Raw genomic sequence first — 16,287 nt, 5'->3', positions numbered from 1 at the left:
GGCTAGCCGGTGCCCGCCTTGTAACCCACGCCCCGAACCGTCAGGATGATTTCCGGACGCTCCGGATCAGGCTCGATCTTGGCCCGCAGCCGCTGCACGTGCACGTTGACCAAGCGGGTGTCGGCGGCGTGCCGATAGCCCCAGACCTGCTCCAGCAGCACCTCACGGGTGAAGACCTGGCGCGGCTTGCGGGCCAGCGCGACCAGCAGGTCGAACTCCAGCGGGGTCAGCTTCACCTCGTCGCCGTCGCGGCTGACCGTGTGGGCCGGCACGTCGATGGTGATCTGGTTGCCGGGCGGGCCGATCGTCAGCATCTCGGGCGCGGCGTCCTCGCCCCGGCGCAGCCGGGCCCGCATCCGGGCGACCAGTTCCTTGGGCTTGAACGGCTTGACGACGTAGTCGTCGGCACCGGACTCCAGGCCGAGGACCACGTCGACGGTGTCGCTCTTCGCGGTCAGCATGACGATCGGCACGCCGGACTCGGACCGGATCGCCCGGGCCACGTCGATGCCGCTCATTCCGGGCAGCATCAGGTCGAGCAGGACGATGTCTGGACGGCTGTCGCGGAACGCGGCCAGCGCCCGCTCGCCGTCGGCGACGAAGGACGGAAGGAACCCCTCGCTGCGCAACACGATGCCGAGCATCTCGGCCAGCGCGGGATCGTCGTCGACCACCAGTACCCGGGCTCTCATGCGACCAATATTCCATCCCCGTTCACATTGACGGAGCCGGCTCCACCCGTGTCTCGCCCGAACCCCGGCCGACCGGCCGACATTTCAGACACCCGTCACCGTACGTCAGGACGGGCGTACGCACGGCAGTGCCGGTTCGCCGTCGACGCGTGGACATGCCACGATGGCCGCTGACTCGTACCGCGCCCCTGGAGACCGTGTGGACCACGCCGGCCGGCCCGCCGTGCTGCCGCTGCGCCCGCTGACCGTCGGTGAGCTGCTCGACGCCGCCGTTGCGCTGCTGCGCGCGTACGCCCCGGTGCTGATGCCGGTCGCCGCCGTGCTGGCCCTGGGCGAACAGCTCCTGCTGGCGCCACTGCGGACGGCCGCCCACGTCGCGCCACCGGCCTACCTGCCGAACTTCGACCACGCCAGCGCGTACTGGATGCTGCTGTGCGTCGGGGCGGCCACCGAAGTGGCGATCATCGCCGCGCTGGGCGGCCTCACCGGTCGGGCCGCCACGGCCGAACTGCTCGGCCACCGGGCCACCGCCCGCGACCTGCTGCGCCCGGCCGGCAGCCGGTTCGGTCTGGTCGCCGTACTCGCCCTGTGCGCCGGCGGGATCGTGTTCCTCGTGTCGCTGACCGGGCCGACCTGGGTCATCGGATACACGCTGGTCGGGCTCGCCGTACCGGCCCTGGTGATCGACCGGACCGGCCCGCTCCAGGCCCTGGGGCGGGGTGCCCTCCTGACCATCCGGTCCGGGCTGCGCGGCGCCGGGATCCGGCTCATTGGCTACCTGGCCTGGTTCGCGGTCCGGCTCGCGCTGAGCCTGGGCGCGCTGGCCGCGCTCAACGCGGTCGGGATCGACGACCCGGGCTGGGCGGTGCCGGTCGCCGCCGTCGTCTGGCTACTCGTCAACAGCCTCGCCTACCCGACGCTGGCCTGTCTCGACGCGGTGCTGCTGCTGGAGACCCGGATGCGGACCGAGGGACTGGACATCGCGCTCACCCGGGCCCGGCACACCGGCCGGTCCGCGGCCGCGATCCTGGCGGGCGGACCGTGACCGCCGCGACGTCGGCCGCCCCGCTGCCGGCCGGCGGAATGCCGACCGGCCGGGCGTCGCTCACCGGCGGTGCGGACTTCAGCCGGTGGTGGACCGAGACGGTGGCGTCGGTCGGCGACGTGCTACCGCTGCCGCTGGCCGCCCTGCTGCTGGTCGCCGCCGCGGCCCTGGTCGCCGCCGGCTGGTACTGGTGGCCGGCGTGGGTGCCGCGACGGCTGCCCCGGCTGCCCCGCTGGCGCTGGCGGCCACGCCGGCCCCGGTGGCCCTGGCGGCGCGGGAAGAAGCCGGCCGCCACCGAGGTGCCGGAACAGACGGACCCCGACGCCCTGCCCGACCTGCCGGTGGCCGCGTTCGTCTCGCTCGCCGACCGCTACGCGGCACAGGGCCGGTACGCCGAGGCGGTCCGCGAGCGCCTGCGCGCCATGGTCCGCGAACTCGCCGACCGGCAGGTGATCGAACACCGTCCGGGGTGGACGGTCACCGAGCTGGCCGGGGCGGCCGGCCGGGCCCTGCCGGCCGTCGACGCCCCGCTGGCCGCCGCCGGCCGGCTTTTCTCCGACCTCTGGTACGGCCAGCGGCCCGCGCGGGCCGAACACGACGCCCGGATGCGCCAGCTCGCCGCCGAACTGCACCGGGCGCTGGCCGACAACGCCGACCAGCCGCGTACCGGCACCGGCGGGCGGGGCGACCGGTGACCGCCGGCGCACCCCGGCCACCGGCCACGAGACCCGTACGGCGCCGCCGGCGGATCGCCATCCCCTTCGGCCTCGTGCTGCTGCTGTTCCTCATCACCGGCGTGACGTACGCGATCGAGGAACCCGATCCGACCGACGGCGACTTCCTGTCCCCGGTCAGCACCGCCCCGGTCGGCGCCCGGCAGCTCGCCGACCGGCTGCGCGCGCAGGGAACGTCGGTCGAGCGGCAGACCCGCACCCCGGAGGCACTGGCGTCGGCGTACCGGGGAAACGCGACACTGTTCGTCCCGACGCCGTCGATGGTGCATCCGGCCTACCTGGAAATGCTCCGCCTGCTTCCGGCGCGGACCCGGATCGTGCTCGTCGACCCGGCACCGGGGGCGTTGCGGGCCGCCGGAATCCCGCTCCGGACCGGTGCCCGGCGCTGGACCACCCGGGCGACCGCCCCCGGCGCCGGCTGCGACCGGCCGGAGGCCGTCGGGGCGGGCGCCGCGGCGGCCCTGCGGCAGCGGTACGACCACACGTCGCCGTCCGGGCCGGCTGCCGGCGGGCGGTTCGACCGCTGCTACGACGGCGGGCTCGTCGGGCTGGCATGGCAGTCGATCGACGTGCTCGTGATCGGCACCGCCGACCCGTTCCGCAACGACCGGATCGACGAACACCGCAACGCCGCCCTGGCGACCGCCCTGCTCGCCGCCGCCCCCCGCGTCGTCTGGCTCGACCTGCACCGGCCCGAACCGCGCCCGACGGTTCCCGCCGAAACCTCGGACGACGGCGGCCCCGCGTCGACACCGGTTCCCGATCCGGACCGCGGGAGCGGGCTGCCCGGCGGCCCGGCGTCCGGGGACGGCGGCCGGCCACGCCCCGGCGGAGACGCACCCGGCGGCGACGGGCCACCGGGTGCCGACGGGCCGAACCCGGTGTGGAGCGCCTTCCCGCCCTGGTTCTGGGCACTGTTGGCGCAACTCGCGCTGGCCCTGCTGATCGTGGCGCTGTGGCGGGCCCGGCGCCTCGGGCCGCCGGCGACCGAGCCGCTGGCCGTCTCGGTCCGCTCCGCCGAGACGGTCCTCGGGCGGGCCCGGCTCTACCGCCGGGCGAGGGCGCGCGGCCCGGCCGCCGAGATCCTGCGGTCCGCCGCCCTGGACCGCGTCGTGCCGCTGCTCGACCTGCCCGCCGATCCCGGCCCCGCCGACGTGGTCACGGCGGTCGCCGCGCAGACCGGCCAGCCGCCCGACGAGGTCGACGCACTGCTCTACGGCCCCGCACCGGCGACCGACGCGGAACTGCTCGACCTGGCCCGGCAACTGGACGCGCTGCCGCACGCCGTCGCCACCCCGGGTGCCGCCGGCGCGTCGTGGCCGTCCGGATCCGCCGGCCTGCCCCCACCACCCCGCCCGCCCGCCGCCGGTGCCGGCGGCGGCGGGCCCGCCGGGCACCATGGTCCGGCGTACCGAACCGACGAAGGAGAGACCCGGTGACCCGACCCGCCGGACCGGCCGACCGGTCCGCCATCCCGGCCGACGACGCCCGGGCCGCGCTGCACCGCCTGCGCGCCGAGGTCGCCAAGGCCGTGGTCGGCCAGGACGCGGTCGTCACCGGCCTGGTCATCGCCCTGCTGTGCCGCGGGCACATCCTGCTCGAAGGGGTCCCCGGCGTCGCCAAGACCCTGCTGGTACGTACCTTCGCCGCCGCTCTCGACCTGGACGCCAAGCGGCTGCAGTTCACTCCGGACCTGATGCCCGGCGACGTCACCGGGTCGCTGGTCTTCGACCCCCGGACCGCCGAGTTCACCTTCCGCGAGGGGCCCGTCTTCACCAACCTGCTGCTCGCCGACGAGGCCAACCGGACCCCGCCGAAGACCCAGTCGGCGCTGCTGGAGGTGATGGAGGAACGGCAGGTGTCGGTCGAGGGCACACCCCGGCCGTTGCCGCAGCCGTTCATCGTCGTGGCCACCCAGAACCCGGTCGAGTACGAGGGCACCTACCCGCTGCCCGAGGCCCAGCTCGACCGGTTCCTGCTGAAGCTGACCGTGCCGCTGCCGACCCGCGACGAGGAGCTCGGCGTGCTGCGCGCCCACCACGCCGGGTTCGACCCGCGTGACCTCGCCGCCGCCGGCGTACGGCGGGTCGCCACCGCCACCGACCTGGCCGTCGGCCGGGAGGCGGTCGGCGCGGTCGGCGTCGCCGAGCCGGTCCTCGGCTACGTCGTCGACCTGTGCCGGGCCACCCGGGTCTCGCCGTCGCTGGAGCTGGGCGCCTCGCCGCGCGGCGCCACCGCCCTGCTGCTGACCGCCAAGGCGTGGGCCTGGCTCGCCGGCCGCGACCACGTCACCCCCGACGACGTCAAGGCGGTGGCGCGGGCCGCGCTGCGCCACCGGGTACGGCTGCGCCCGGAGGCCGAACTCGAGGGCGTCACCGCCGACGCGGTCCTCGACGCGGTGCTCGGCACCGTGCCGACGCCGAGGTAGCGACCGTGCTCACCTGGCGGGCCGCCGCACTGCTCGGGCTCGGCGCGCTGACCCTGCCGCTGTGGTCGCCGGCCTGGCTGGGCCTGGCGATGCTGACCGGCGCCGTACTCCTGCTGGCCCTGCTCGACCTCGCCCTGGCCGCCTCGCCCCGGCACCTCACCGCCGCGCGGGCCGGGGACCGGACCGTCCGGCTGGGCGGAACCGCCACCGTCACGCTGTCGCTGCACAACGGCTCACCCCGCCGGTTCGTCGGCGACGTACGGGACTCGTGGGTGCCGTCGGCGGGAGCGCGCAGCGGCCCGGTGGCAGGACGTGCGTGCCGGGTCGCCGCCGACCCGGGCACGACCGCGACCGTGGTCACCACCTTGACCCCGACCCGGCGCGGCGACCGCGCCGCGGTACGGCTCGGGGTGCGCTCGTACGGGCCGATGCGGCTGGCGTTCCGGCAGCGCGCCGAACGGCCGACGACCCCACAGTGGACACTACGGGTGCTGCCGCGCTTCGAGTCGCGGCGCTTCCTGCCCGAGAAGACCGCCCGGCTGCGGGTGCTCGACGGCGCGACCACCACCCGTGGCCGTGGCCAGGGCACCGAGTTCGACACACTGCGCGAGTACGTGACCGGCGACGACGTCCGCTCCATCGACTGGCGGGCCAGCGCGCGCCGGCGGGACGTACTGGTGCGCACCTGGCGCCCCGAACGTGACCGGCGGGTGGTGTGCGTGCTCGACAGCGGCCGTACGTCCGCCGTCCGGCTCGGTGCCGAACCCCGCCTCGACGCGTCGATCGACGCCGCACTGCTGCTCGCCGCCCTCGCGTCCCGCGCCGGTGACCGGGTCGACCTGCTCGCCGTCGACACCGCCGTACGCGCCGTCGTCTCCGGCGCCGGCCGGCAGGTGCTGCTCACCCGGCTGGTCGACGCACTCGCGCCGCTGCAACCGACGCTGGTGGAGACCGACTTCGAACTGATCGTCGGCGAGGTGCTGCGCCGCGAACGCAAGCGGTCCCTGGTGGTGCTCTTCACCGCGCTGGAGCCGGGCGCGCTCGGCGAGGGCCTGCTGCCGGTGCTGCCCCGGCTGGTGGCCCGGCACCGGGTGGTCGTCGCCGCCACCCACGACCCGGTGCTGTCCGTTCTGACGTCGACGCCACCGGCGCGGGCCGCCGACGTCTACTCGGCCGCGGCGGCATGGCGGGCGCTCGGTGAGCGGGACCGGGTACGCGCCGCACTGGCCCGGCAGGGCGTGCGGGTGGTCGACTCCCCGCCACACCTGTTCGCCTCGCAGGTCGCCGACACCTACCTGGCCCTGAAGGCCCAGGGCCGCCTCTGACCCCTGCTCCTTCCTCTGCTCCTTCCTCGCGATCTTGCACTTATCTCCCCCTTTTGTCGCCTCTGCCCGGCGACAAGTGCAAGATCGGGGAGACGTCGGGATGCGAACAGGCGTTCGGGGGTTGTCCACAGTCGCACCCTTATCCACAGATCTTGACGAGGACGGATGCGCGGCCGAGCCGGGCGTCGCATCGTGGACGCCCATGGAAGAGGCATGGCGCTTCGCCGATCTGCGCGCGTCCGGACTGTCCAAGACCCAGATCAGGAGGCGGGCCGACGGCGGCCGCTGGATCCGCCCGTACCACGGCGTCTATCTCGATGCCGCACTGCGCGCGGACGAACTCGCCCGGCTGCGCGCCCTCTTCCTGCGCCTGCCATCGGAGGCGGTCATCTGCCGACAGACGGCCGCCCGGCTGCACGGATTCGGCGAGTTCGCGCCGATGTCACGGACGGTCCACGTGCTCCTGCCGGCCGGCGTACACCGGCCACGGCTACGTGGTGTGACGATCCACGAGACCGCCACACCACTCGAGCCGGTGACCCTCAACGGCATTCCGAGTACGTCCGCGGCACGCTGCGCCGTCGACCTGGCCCGCACCTCGCGCCGGCTCGACGCCCTCCCCGTCCTCGATGGCGCGCTACGGGCTGGCTGCAACCCCGACGACCTCGCCATGGAGGCCATCTCGCACGGTGGTCTGCGAGGCATCCGTCAGGTCCGCGAACTGCTCCAGTTCGCCGACGCCGGGGCGCAATGCCGCCAGGAGAGCCAACTGCGGCTCGTGGTGATCGACGGCGGCCTTCCCCGCCCGCAGCCGCAACTACCGGTCGTCGACGGGTTCGGGCGGCTCCGGTACGTACTCGACCTCGGCTGGGAGGAGCGCCGGGTGGGTGCCGAGTACGACGGCGTGAGCCACCTCGACCGCACCAGGGCACGCCGCGACCGCGAGCGGCACAACTGGCTGGCCGCACAGGGCTGGCGGATGCGCTACTTCACCGATCTGGACCTCTACCGGCGCCCGCGCCACGTGGTGGACGTGCTCCGCGACACCCTGACCGGGTAATCCCGCGATCTTGCACTTGTCACCACCCATAAGGGACGAAAGGGGGAGACAACTGCAAGATCGCGGGGAGTCAGGGCGATACGTCGGTGGACGCGCCGGCCGCCGCGGCGCGCGAGCCGAAGTGCAGCACGTAGGCCAGGAAGGCGCCCCACGCCAGCGCCCCGATCCCGATCCGGAAGGCGGTCGGCAGCGGCGCCGGGGTCACGAACGCCTCGATCAGCCCCGACACGGCGAACACCGCGACCAGGCCGAGCGCCACCAGCATCCCGGACCGGGCCGCCTCGCCGAGTGCCCGTCCCCGGCCCACGTCGGCCGGTGGCGCGATCCACGCCCACCCGATCCGCAGCCCGACGCCGGCCGCGACGAACACCCCGGTCAGCTCCAGCAGGCCGTGCGGGGTGATCAGACCGAAGAACACGTCGGCCCGGCCATGGTCGATCATGATCCCGCCGACGGCGCCGATGTTGACCGCGTTGACCCACAACAGCCACACCGTCGGTACGACGAGGATGCCCGCCGCCAGGCACTGCGCCGCCAGCCACGCGTTGTGCGTCCACAACTGGAACGCGAACGTCGGCGCGGTGAACTCGGTGTAGTAGGCGGCGAACCCGGTGTCGGCCAACTCCCGGGCCTCGTCCGCGCCGACGAACGCCTCGGCACTCTCCGGGTGCCCGGCCACCCACCACATGATGTACGCGGTCAGCCCGCTGAACGCCACGGCCACCCCCGACCACCACGGCCAGGCCCGGTAGACCGCCAGCGGGAAGCCGACGGTGCAGAACCGGCCGACGTCGCGCCAGGTGAAGGTGCTGCCGCCGGTGACCTTCGCCCGGGCGGTCAGCACCAGCCGGGACAGCCGCGCGACGAGCGCCGGGTCGGGCGACCGGCTGCGTACGACCGACAGATGGGTGGCGGCACGCTGGTAGAGGGCGACGAGTTCGTCCGCCTCGGCCGCCGACAGCCGGCGCCCGCGGGACAACTGTTCGAGCCGTCGCCATTCACCCTCGTGCTCGGCGACGTACGCGTCGAGATCCACGTCGCCCAGTGTCGCCGACATGGTGTTGACTGGGCGAGTGAGTCTCCGTCCGCCGTCGCCGGCCCAGCCCCGGACGGCGGAAGCCGGCCTGGTCAGCGGCGAGGCGGTGGAGGTCGACGTACGGGTGGCCCGGGTCGGTTCACGGGTCGTGGCGCTGCTGATCGACGTGGTGATGCAGGCGCAGATCGCCCTGGCCCTCGCCCTCGTGGGCATGATCGGGCTCGCGGCGGTCGCCAACCGTTTTACCGTCGACAAGGCGTTCGAGCGCGGATTGTTCACGGTCGGCGTGATCGTCGTACTGGTGTTGTATCCGACGCTGTTCGAGACGTTCGCCGGCGGCCGTACGATCGGCAAGGCCGCGCTCGGCCTGCGGGTCGTACGCGAGGACGGCGGCCCGGTCCGGTTCCGGCACGCGCTGACCCGCAGCCTCGTGGGCGTCGCCGTGGAGTGGCCCGGCCTGGTGCTGCCGCTCGTCACCTGGCTGGCGAGCCTCGGCGCGATGCTGTCGAATCCCCGCGCCCGGCGGCTCGGTGACCTCGCGGCCGGCACTCTCGTCGTGCACGACCGCACCCCCGCGGCGTGGGGCTGGATACCCGGGATGCCGGCGCCGCTGGCCGGCTGGGCCCGCCGGCTCGACCTGACCGGGCTGCCCGACGACCTGGCCCTGGCGATCCGCCACTACCTGGCCCGCGGGCACCGGCTGGTCGAGCCGGCCCGCAGCCGGCTCGGACAGCAACTCGCGAACGAGGTCGCCGCGACGACCGCTCCCCCGCCGCCACCGGGCGTACCGGCCTGGGCCTACCTGGCCGCGGTCCTGGCCGAGCGGCACCGGCGGGCGGCGCTACGGCTGAGCCGGGCCCGGGCGGCCAGCGCCGCGCTGTGGCCGGACCTGGCGGCGTCGCCGCTGATCGGACGGCCGGTCCCGGTGGCGAGGCTGGAACCGAAGGCGGAGTCGTGGACACCGGACGTCGTACGCCCGCCTGCGCCGGTGCAGCCCGGTCCGGACTGGCCGAGCCAGCGCTGGCCGACCCCGCCGTGGCTGGGGCCGACGGCCGAGTTGCCGGACTGGACCGGAATGCGTCCGCCGCCGGTGGCGAGCACGCTGCGCCCGTCGACCCCGCCGGACGAGGCGGCCCCGCCCGGTTGAGGCCGGTCCGCGCCGTCGTCTTGGAGGGGCGGCCGGGAGGTGGCCCGACCGCCCGGAAAATCAGCCGTCGGCGAGGTCGCCGCTTCGTACGGAGGTGACGAAGTTCTGCCACGTGCCGGCGTCGAATCGCAGGATCGGGCTGTGCGGGTCCTTCGAGTCGCGCACGGCGACCACTCCGGGTACGACCGCGACCTCGACACACTGGCCGTTGCCAGCGCTCCGGCTGCTCGTGAACCAGCGCAGCTCGTCGTTTTCAGGCGCAGAGAACACCGCGCCACTTCCTCTCTTTTGGTTACTGGTGTCAGTTGTTGTCGTGCGCGGTCGCGGTGATGAACTCGACCGATTCCCTCGGCGAGAGGGCAGCCGCACGCAACGCCTCGAAGCTCATCCAATAGCTCCGAAGTTCTTCCGGTCTGGCCCGGATCACCCCGCCCGTCATGCCTTCGCTGTGGACGAGTGGCGCGTCGGAGCGGCCGGCGAATTCGAGGATCACGAACGATCCGGCCAGTGCCCGATGTGCACCGACCGCGAACGGAAGCACCTGGATGGTGACCATCGGTCGTTCGCTCGCCTCGACCAGCCGGAGCAGTTGGCGGCGCAGCACGTCGGGGCCGCCAATCTGGCGACGCAGAACCGCCTCGTCGAGGATCACCCAGAGTTGCGGCGGTGGCTCGCGGGTCAAGACGGCCTGTCGGGCCATCCGTACGGCTACCCGCTGACCGAGGACGTCGGGGTCGTCGTAGACCCCGTCGGCCTGGATGACCGCGCTCGCGTACTCCGCTGTCTGGAGCAGGCCGGGCACGATCTGGCACTCGTAGTTGAAGATGCTGGTGGCTTCGGCCTCGAAGCCGATGTAGGTCTCGTATGCGTTCGGCAGGACGTCGCCGTACGCCTCCCACCAGGCTTTTTGGCGTGATTGGCTGGCCATTGCCCGGATCTTCGCCGCGATGTCCTCCTTGACACCGTAGTGGTTCAGGAGGCGGTCGAGGTCGCCGTTGCGGATACCGGTGTGCGCCGTCTCGATCCGGCTGATCTTCGAATCGGACCAGCCGAGCGTTTCCGCGACCTCACTGACGGTGCTGCCGGCTTGCTCGCGCAACTTGCGCAGCTCGGCGCCGAGTTGCCGTCGCAGCGTGGTCGGGCTGGGCTTCACTGCCATCCTGCAAAGCATAAGGGCAACTTGTTGCTGAGCAATGCAACATCCTGACATCAATCTGCACTTGCATCTGAGCAGGCTCTCATGCAGGCTGGAAGTGCGCTGAGCGACGGCGACATCACACATGCGCCGCCGCCACCCGACACGGGGAGGCTGCCGTGATCAACGAGCGAGTCACCGCTGGCGACGTAGCCGAACTGCCCTGGCAGCTCAGTCTCGGACTGGTGCTCGTCGACGAGAAGCCCTCCCTCTACGCGCTCTACGACCGCGGCGGGATGGACGACCCTGGTCGGGTCGCGGCCTGGGTCGTCGCGTTACCCGACGGCGCGGCCGTGCTGCTGCCGACCGAGGACGGGCCCCAGGCCCGCCCCATCCTCACCACGCTCCACCAGGTGCGCCGCCGCTGGAGCCGGCTGCTCCAGGCAGAACTCGTCCAGGTGGCGGGCCGGAGGGCACAGCACCTGGCGGCCTGACCCGGGGGGGTCGAGCCGGGGGTGGGTCGGCGGCGGCAAACGCCGGCCCACCCCTCCCCCGCCGGAGCTGTCCGTTCCAGGCCCGGATCTGCTGCAATGACGGGGTGAAAGCCTTCGTACCCTGGCTGGTCGTCCTGGCGGTCATCCTCGCCCTGAACGCGCTGCGGCTGCGCCCGCTGGCCACGGCCGTAGCGGTCGCCTGGCTCGTCTACTGCATCTGGACCTGGATACGTCCCCGCCGGCGCTCCGACAACTGAGGCCCCGAGACGCCGAACGGGCCGGCTGGAGGCTCCAGCCGGCCCGTTCGTTCGTACCTGGGGAAATCAGTAGCGGTAGTGGTCGGACTTGTACGGGCCCTCGATCGGGATACCCAGGTATTTCGCCTGCGCCGAGGTCAGCTCGGTCAGCTTGACACCGAGCGCGTCGAGGTGCAGCCGGGCCACCTTCTCGTCGAGGTACTTCGGCAGGGTGTAGACCCCGACCGGGTATTCGTCGGTCTTGGTGAACAGCTCGATCTGGGCGATCGTCTGGTTGGCGAACGAGTTCGACATGACGAAGCTCGGGTGCCCGGTCGCGTTGCCGAGGTTGAGCAGCCGTCCCTCGGACAGCACGAGCACCGAGTGGCCGTCGTCGAACCGCCACTCGTCGACCTGCGGCTTGATGTTGATCCGCTGCACGTCGGGGCGCTTGGCCAGGGCGGCCATCCCGATCTCGTTGTCGAAGTGGCCGATGTTGCCGACGATGGCCTGGTGCTTCATCCGGGCCATGTGCTCGTCGGTGATGACGTCGTAGCAGCCGGTCGCCGTGATGAAGATGTCGGCGGTCTCGACGACATCCTCCATCGTGGCCACCTGGTAACCGTCCATCGCCGCCTGCAGCGCGCAGATCGGGTCGATCTCGGTCACGATGACCCGGGCACCCTGGCCGCGCAGCGACTCCGCGCAGCCCTTGCCGACGTCGCCGTAGCCGAAGACGACCGCGACCTTGCCGCCGATGAGGACGTCGGTGGCGCGGTTGATGCCGTCGATCAGCGAGTGGCGGCAGCCGTACTTGTTGTCGAACTTGCTCTTGGTCACCGAGTCGTTGACGTTGATGGCCGGGAAGAGCAGCGAACCGGCCTGCTGCATCTCGTAGAGCCGGTGGACACCGGTGGTGGTCTCCTCGGTCACGCCCTTGATGCCGGCCGCGACGCGGGTCCAGCGCCGGTTGTCCTCCGCGAGCGACCGGTGCAGGAGGCCCAGGATGACGGCGTATTCCTCGGAGTCGGCGGTCTCGACCGCCGGTACGGCGCCGACGCCCTCGAACTCGGCGCCCTTGTGCACCAGCAGCGTCGCGTCGCCACCGTCGTCGAGGATCATGTTGGGGCCCTGGCCGTCCGGCCAGACCAGCACCTGCTCGGTGCACCACCAGTATTCCTCGAGCGTCTCGCCCTTCCAGGCGTAGACCGGCACGCCGGCCGGCGCCTCGGGGGTGCCGTCCGGGCCGACCACGATCGCCGCGGCGGCGTGGTCCTGAGTGGAGAAGATGTTGCAGGACGCCCAACGGACCTGCGCGCCGAGCGCCACGAGGGTCTCGATCAGCACGGCGGTCTGGATCGTCATGTGCAGCGATCCGGTGATCCGGGCACCCCGCAGCGGCTGGCTCGCGGCGTACTCCCGGCGGATCGCCATCAGCCCCGGCATCTCGTGCTCGGCGAGCTGGATCTCCTTGCGCCCGAACGCCGCCAGGGACAGGTCGGCCACTTTGAAGTCGCCCTCGGCGAGGGTTTGCGGGCGGGTCCCGTCAGCGGTCGCCGGAAGGGTGCTGGTCATAAAAGCTCCTGTCGTACGAGTCTGCTGCGCGACGGTCAAGCTTACGCTGGGCAGTTGACCATCAGCGCGGACCTGTCGGTCCCGCGCCAGTTCGCGGTCGGCGGGCACCAACACCCGTACGCGGACAGCGCGCGGGGCGGGCGAGCTGATGAACGGTTTCCCCGCTCACTGCCCGACCGCCCCGCGCATCCCCCCGGTTTGGTTCCTCGCGCGTGTCTCGGACCTTCGTCGCGATAACGCTGCGTACCTATAGAGTCACACTCAGCAACTGTCCTGTCAAGGGATTTCGGAAAAATCCAGAAATGGTCAATTGCGCACCCTTGCCGGCACGCCTGCCGGCGGCGGTCGAGGTAGGGGTCAGCGCACGCCGACGGAGGCGACGTACGCCGTACCGGCGCCGGTGAACGTCAGCGCGCCACCCGCCGCCGCGCCGATCGCCGCCCGCCCGGGCGGCACCGTCAACACCTCGGCCGGTCCGGGGGCCGGCCGGCCATCCGGATCGACCGCTCCGGGGCCGTCCGTGACGGCCACCTGCCCCGCCGTGCAGAGCACGACCCGCGGCCCGTCGACCGGGAGCGTCACCCGAGGACTTTCCCCGTCGAGGGTCACCCGGTGGATCACGAAGTCGGGAACCGGCACCGGCCAGGTGACCACCCCGGGCGAGACCGGGACCGGCGGCAGCGCCACCTCGTCGAGCACCTCGAAGCGCAGCACCCGCAACAGCTCCGCGACGTCCACGTGCTTGGGGGTCAGGCCACCGCGCAGCACGTTGTCGCTGGCCGCCATGATCTCCACGCCGGCACCCCGCAGGTAGGCGTGCAGGTTGCCGGCCGGCATCCAGACCGCCTCGCCGGGTTCGAGCCAGACGTGGTTGAGCAGCAGGGCGACCAGCACGCCCGGATCACCCGGATAGTGGCCGGCGAGCCGGCGGGCCAATGCCTGCTCGGCCGCGAACCGTTCGGGCAGCTCGGCCGCGGCGACCGCCGCCACGAGACCGGACCGCTCGGCCGGCGGCCAGCACAGCAGGAGCCGTACGGCCTCGCGCAGCCCGTCGACGCCCGCGCGCAGCGACGCGATCACCGGGTCGAGGGCGGCGATCCCGAACCCGGCCAGCACGTCGGCCGACAGGTCCGGCCGCTGGAAGCCGCAGAGCGCCTCGAACGGGGTGAGCGCCACCAGCAGTTCCGGCTTGTGGTTGCCGTCGGCGTAGTTGCGGTGACCGGCACCGGCCACGGCCTGCGCCGCGTAGCCGGCCCGGGCCTGGTCGAGATCGGGATGGGCCTGCAACGACAGCGGGGCGTCGGCGGCCAGGACCTTCATCAGGTATGGCAGCTGCGGACCGAACCGTGACACCACCGCGGACCCGAGCCAGTGCCCGGGCGCGGCGGCGATCACGTCGACGAGGCTCGGTGTCCCGTCGGCCAACTCGACCAGTGACGGTGCCCCCGGATGGGCCCCCAGCCACAGCTCGGCCTCCGGGCCGTCACTCGGCACCGGGCGCCCCTGCAGTTCCGCGATCATGGAACGGGATCCCCAGGCGTAGTCGCGGATCGGGCTGCGCAGCAGTCGCACGGTCACTCCACGGGTCGTGGCCGGCCCTGGCCGGCACGCGGCCGGCCGCGGTGTGGTGGATGTCGGCCCAAGGTAGGTCAACCGGGCGACCGCCGCTGTCGGCGGCAGCCGGTCCCGGACGACCGCTCCCGGGCCGCGATCCCGGCCGCGCGTCGGCCGGGCGGCCGGTTTCACCGGGAGGATATCCACGACGGTGTCCGACGGTGGGCCGAATCCCACGGCGGCCGGCGCCCGGGACACGGCGGGCCGCCGGGGAACGCCAGCGGTGGCCGCCGGGCCGAACGTCGGCGGTGGCCGCCGGGCACGCCGACGGCCACCGCCGAGCCGGGTCCGGGCCGCCAACGGGGCGGCCCGCGAAGGTCACTGGTTGGACAGTTCCTTCATCTCCTGCACCGCCGGCACGGCCATCGGGTCGAGCCCGTGCGCGAGAGAGAGGTAGATGGAGGCGAAGTCCGGTACGGCGATCAGGGAAGCCAGCCGTTCGAGGGCCGAGCCGCCCTCGGCGGTGACCACGTCGCACCGTACGCCACGGCGTTCGGCGAGGGTCTGGACGGCGTCGGCCCGGCGCTCCTCCACGGCCAGCGGCTCGTCGGTGTCCTCGTCGGCGTTGAGTCCGCCGTCGCGCAGCAGCACCAGCCGCAACCGCGTCGCGTCGGACTGGTCCTCGGGATCCGCGAAGATGTCCCGGGTCGACTCGACCAGCCCGCCGAACACGCCGTCGAGCAGGCCGACCCGGCCCCGTCCGGCCTCGCCGAGCGCGCCCGTGACGACCGGGTAACGGGCGTTGGCGGACAGCGTGTCGCCGAACCGCCGCGCCGCGACGGTGGCCAGCGGCGAGGAGCCCCAGACGATCGGGACGGAGCCGCTGAGCCCCAGCGCGAGCGCCTTGGCCGGGTTGACGAACGACTCGGCGGCGGGCCGGCACCGGTCGGCGTCGGCGTCGAGCCGGGCGGCGGTCTCCGCCAGGTCGGCCTCGTTGACCTTGACCAACCCGAGGGTGCGGGCCGCCAGCAGCACCGGCACGGTCAGCGCCCACAGGCTGGCCCGGGCCGGGGCCCGCCGGGGCACCGGGATGAACGGGGCCCGGACTCCCTCGGCCACCGACTGCAACTGCGAGTCGGGCGCGCCGACCGCGACCAGCCGGGCGCCGCGCCGGGCGGCGGCCTCGGCCGCGCCGAGCGCCTCCGGGCTACGGCCGGACGCGCTGACCGCGATGACCACGTCGGCGGCACCCACCCAGCCCGGCACCCCCGCGCTGCGGTGGGCGATCACCGGCACCGGGCAGCGCGGGCCGGCGACCGTGGCGAGCACGTCGCCGGTGCGGCCGGCGGTGCCGATGCCGGCGATGACCACGGCCCGGGGACGCCCCTCGTCGGCCAGCACCGACAGGTTGGCCTCGGCGGCCAGGCTGGCCGACTCGCGTACCTGGGCGCCCGCCGAGGCGGTGAAGCGCAGCATGCCGCCCGGGTCGTTGTCGGCCAGCGCGTCGGGGTCGTCGAGCAGTGCCTCGTCGGCGATCCGGCTGCCGCGTACGCCGGCGGCGCCCTCGATCGGACCGGCCATCAGTGCGCCTCCACCTGTTCGTTTCCGCCGCGCGCCTCGTCGAGCAGCAGCACCGGGATGTCGTCGCGCACCTCGAACACCCGCCGGCACTCGGTGCAGGTCAGGGTCTGCGCGACCGGATCGTGGTCGAGCGGTGCGTGATGCGTGTCCGGACAGGCGAGGATCTCCAGCAACTGCGGATCCAGGGCCATGACGCGACTCCCCTTATGGTCGTGGGCGGTCGGGGTCGGCGTCGCCCGGTCCGT

17 protein-coding genes are annotated in these 16,287 nt (G+C 73.3%); 9 read left to right on the top strand and 8 right to left on the bottom strand.

Going from position 1 to position 16,287, the window contains the following annotated elements; genetic code table 11:
• Positions 1 to 2: 2 nt before the first annotated feature.
• The gene (mtrA, locus tag AB0M79_RS20960; RefSeq protein WP_212822558.1) at positions 3 to 692 is read right to left on the bottom strand and encodes an MtrAB system response regulator MtrA; all 690 of its coding nucleotides are present in this window, start codon (positions 690 to 692) and stop codon (positions 3 to 5) included.
• A gap of 199 nt (positions 693 to 891) precedes the next feature.
• On the opposite strand from mtrA, the gene AB0M79_RS20955 reads away from it, so the two are divergent.
• The 6 genes from AB0M79_RS20955 (at position 892) to AB0M79_RS20930 (ending at position 7,284) form a co-directional block, all read left to right on the top strand.
• A complete protein-coding gene (locus AB0M79_RS20955; protein ID WP_364216073.1) occupies positions 892 to 1,737 on the top strand; it encodes a hypothetical protein in 846 nt (281 codons plus the stop codon).
• Positions 1,734 to 2,432 carry a DUF4129 domain-containing protein gene (locus tag AB0M79_RS20950; RefSeq protein ID WP_364216071.1) on the top strand — a complete coding sequence of 233 codons (699 nt, stop codon included), beginning with the start codon at positions 1,734 to 1,736 and terminating at the stop codon, positions 2,430 to 2,432. The genes AB0M79_RS20955 and AB0M79_RS20950 overlap by 4 nt, the downstream gene beginning before the upstream one ends.
• A complete protein-coding gene (locus AB0M79_RS20945; protein ID WP_364216069.1) occupies positions 2,429 to 3,910 on the top strand; it encodes a DUF4350 domain-containing protein in 1,482 nt (493 codons plus the stop codon). The genes AB0M79_RS20950 and AB0M79_RS20945 overlap by 4 nt, the downstream gene beginning before the upstream one ends.
• Positions 3,907 to 4,899: a MoxR family ATPase gene (locus AB0M79_RS20940; RefSeq protein WP_364216066.1), complete on the top strand. Its 993-nt coding sequence runs from the start codon at positions 3,907 to 3,909 to the stop codon at positions 4,897 to 4,899. The genes AB0M79_RS20945 and AB0M79_RS20940 overlap by 4 nt, the downstream gene beginning before the upstream one ends.
• A 5-nt stretch (positions 4,900 to 4,904) precedes the next feature.
• Entirely contained in the window at positions 4,905 to 6,224 is a 1,320-nt protein-coding gene (locus tag AB0M79_RS20935; protein WP_364216063.1) for a DUF58 domain-containing protein, read from the top strand.
• A gap of 202 nt (positions 6,225 to 6,426) precedes the next feature.
• The gene (locus AB0M79_RS20930) at positions 6,427 to 7,284 is read left to right on the top strand and encodes a type IV toxin-antitoxin system AbiEi family antitoxin domain-containing protein (protein ID WP_364216060.1); all 858 of its coding nucleotides are present in this window, start codon (positions 6,427 to 6,429) and stop codon (positions 7,282 to 7,284) included.
• A gap of 70 nt (positions 7,285 to 7,354) precedes the next feature.
• On the opposite strand, the gene AB0M79_RS20925 is transcribed toward AB0M79_RS20930, so the two are convergent.
• Positions 7,355 to 8,341: a stage II sporulation protein M gene (locus AB0M79_RS20925; protein ID WP_364216057.1), complete on the bottom strand. Its 987-nt coding sequence runs from the start codon at positions 8,339 to 8,341 to the stop codon at positions 7,355 to 7,357.
• A 16-nt stretch (positions 8,342 to 8,357) separates the two neighbouring features.
• Between AB0M79_RS20925 and AB0M79_RS20920 the strand changes: the two genes are divergently transcribed.
• Positions 8,358 to 9,467, top strand: coding sequence for an RDD family protein (locus tag AB0M79_RS20920; protein ID WP_364216054.1), 1,110 nt, complete (start codon positions 8,358 to 8,360; stop codon positions 9,465 to 9,467).
• A 60-nt stretch (positions 9,468 to 9,527) separates the two neighbouring features.
• On the opposite strand, the gene AB0M79_RS20915 is transcribed toward AB0M79_RS20920, so the two are convergent.
• Together AB0M79_RS20915 and AB0M79_RS20910 are read right to left on the bottom strand one after the other, a co-directional pair.
• On the bottom strand, positions 9,528 to 9,737 hold the full coding sequence (locus AB0M79_RS20915) for a DUF397 domain-containing protein (RefSeq protein WP_364216051.1): 210 nt from the start codon (positions 9,735 to 9,737) through the stop codon (positions 9,528 to 9,530).
• 31 nt (positions 9,738 to 9,768) lie between these two features.
• Positions 9,769 to 10,626 carry a helix-turn-helix transcriptional regulator gene (locus AB0M79_RS20910; protein ID WP_357533748.1) on the bottom strand — a complete coding sequence of 286 codons (858 nt, stop codon included), beginning with the start codon at positions 10,624 to 10,626 and terminating at the stop codon, positions 9,769 to 9,771.
• Positions 10,627 to 10,781: 155 nt separating this feature from the next.
• On the opposite strand from AB0M79_RS20910, the gene AB0M79_RS20905 reads away from it, so the two are divergent.
• Together AB0M79_RS20905 and AB0M79_RS20900 are read left to right on the top strand one after the other, a co-directional pair.
• Positions 10,782 to 11,096, top strand: coding sequence for a hypothetical protein (locus AB0M79_RS20905; protein ID WP_364216048.1), 315 nt, complete (start codon positions 10,782 to 10,784; stop codon positions 11,094 to 11,096).
• 104 nt (positions 11,097 to 11,200) lie between these two features.
• Entirely contained in the window at positions 11,201 to 11,353 is a 153-nt protein-coding gene (locus tag AB0M79_RS20900) for a hypothetical protein (RefSeq protein WP_364216045.1), read from the top strand.
• Between the two features lie 66 nt (positions 11,354 to 11,419).
• Here AB0M79_RS20900 and ahcY read toward each other — a convergent pair whose 3' ends face one another.
• The 4 genes from ahcY to AB0M79_RS20880 form a co-directional block, all read right to left on the bottom strand.
• A complete protein-coding gene (gene ahcY / locus AB0M79_RS20895) occupies positions 11,420 to 12,907 on the bottom strand; it encodes an adenosylhomocysteinase (RefSeq protein ID WP_357533755.1) in 1,488 nt (495 codons plus the stop codon).
• 357 nt (positions 12,908 to 13,264) lie between these two features.
• A complete protein-coding gene (gene manA / locus AB0M79_RS20890; protein WP_364216042.1) occupies positions 13,265 to 14,479 on the bottom strand; it encodes a mannose-6-phosphate isomerase, class I in 1,215 nt (404 codons plus the stop codon).
• A gap of 360 nt (positions 14,480 to 14,839) precedes the next feature.
• Positions 14,840 to 16,042 carry an SIS domain-containing protein gene (locus tag AB0M79_RS20885; RefSeq protein WP_364216039.1) on the bottom strand — a complete coding sequence of 401 codons (1,203 nt, stop codon included), beginning with the start codon at positions 16,040 to 16,042 and terminating at the stop codon, positions 14,840 to 14,842.
• Complete coding sequence (locus tag AB0M79_RS20880) at positions 16,042 to 16,233, bottom strand: Trm112 family protein (protein WP_357513781.1); 192 nt, start codon at positions 16,231 to 16,233, stop codon at positions 16,042 to 16,044. Before AB0M79_RS20880 ends, AB0M79_RS20885 begins: the two co-directional genes overlap by 1 nt.
• Between the last annotated feature and the right edge of the window lie 54 nt (positions 16,234 to 16,287).

It is taken from the genome of Polymorphospora sp. NPDC051019 (assembly GCF_040683055.1).
GTDB classification, from domain to species: domain Bacteria; phylum Actinomycetota; class Actinomycetes; order Mycobacteriales; family Micromonosporaceae; genus Polymorphospora; species Polymorphospora lycopeni.
This window is presented reverse-complemented; position numbering and strand designations above follow the sequence as displayed.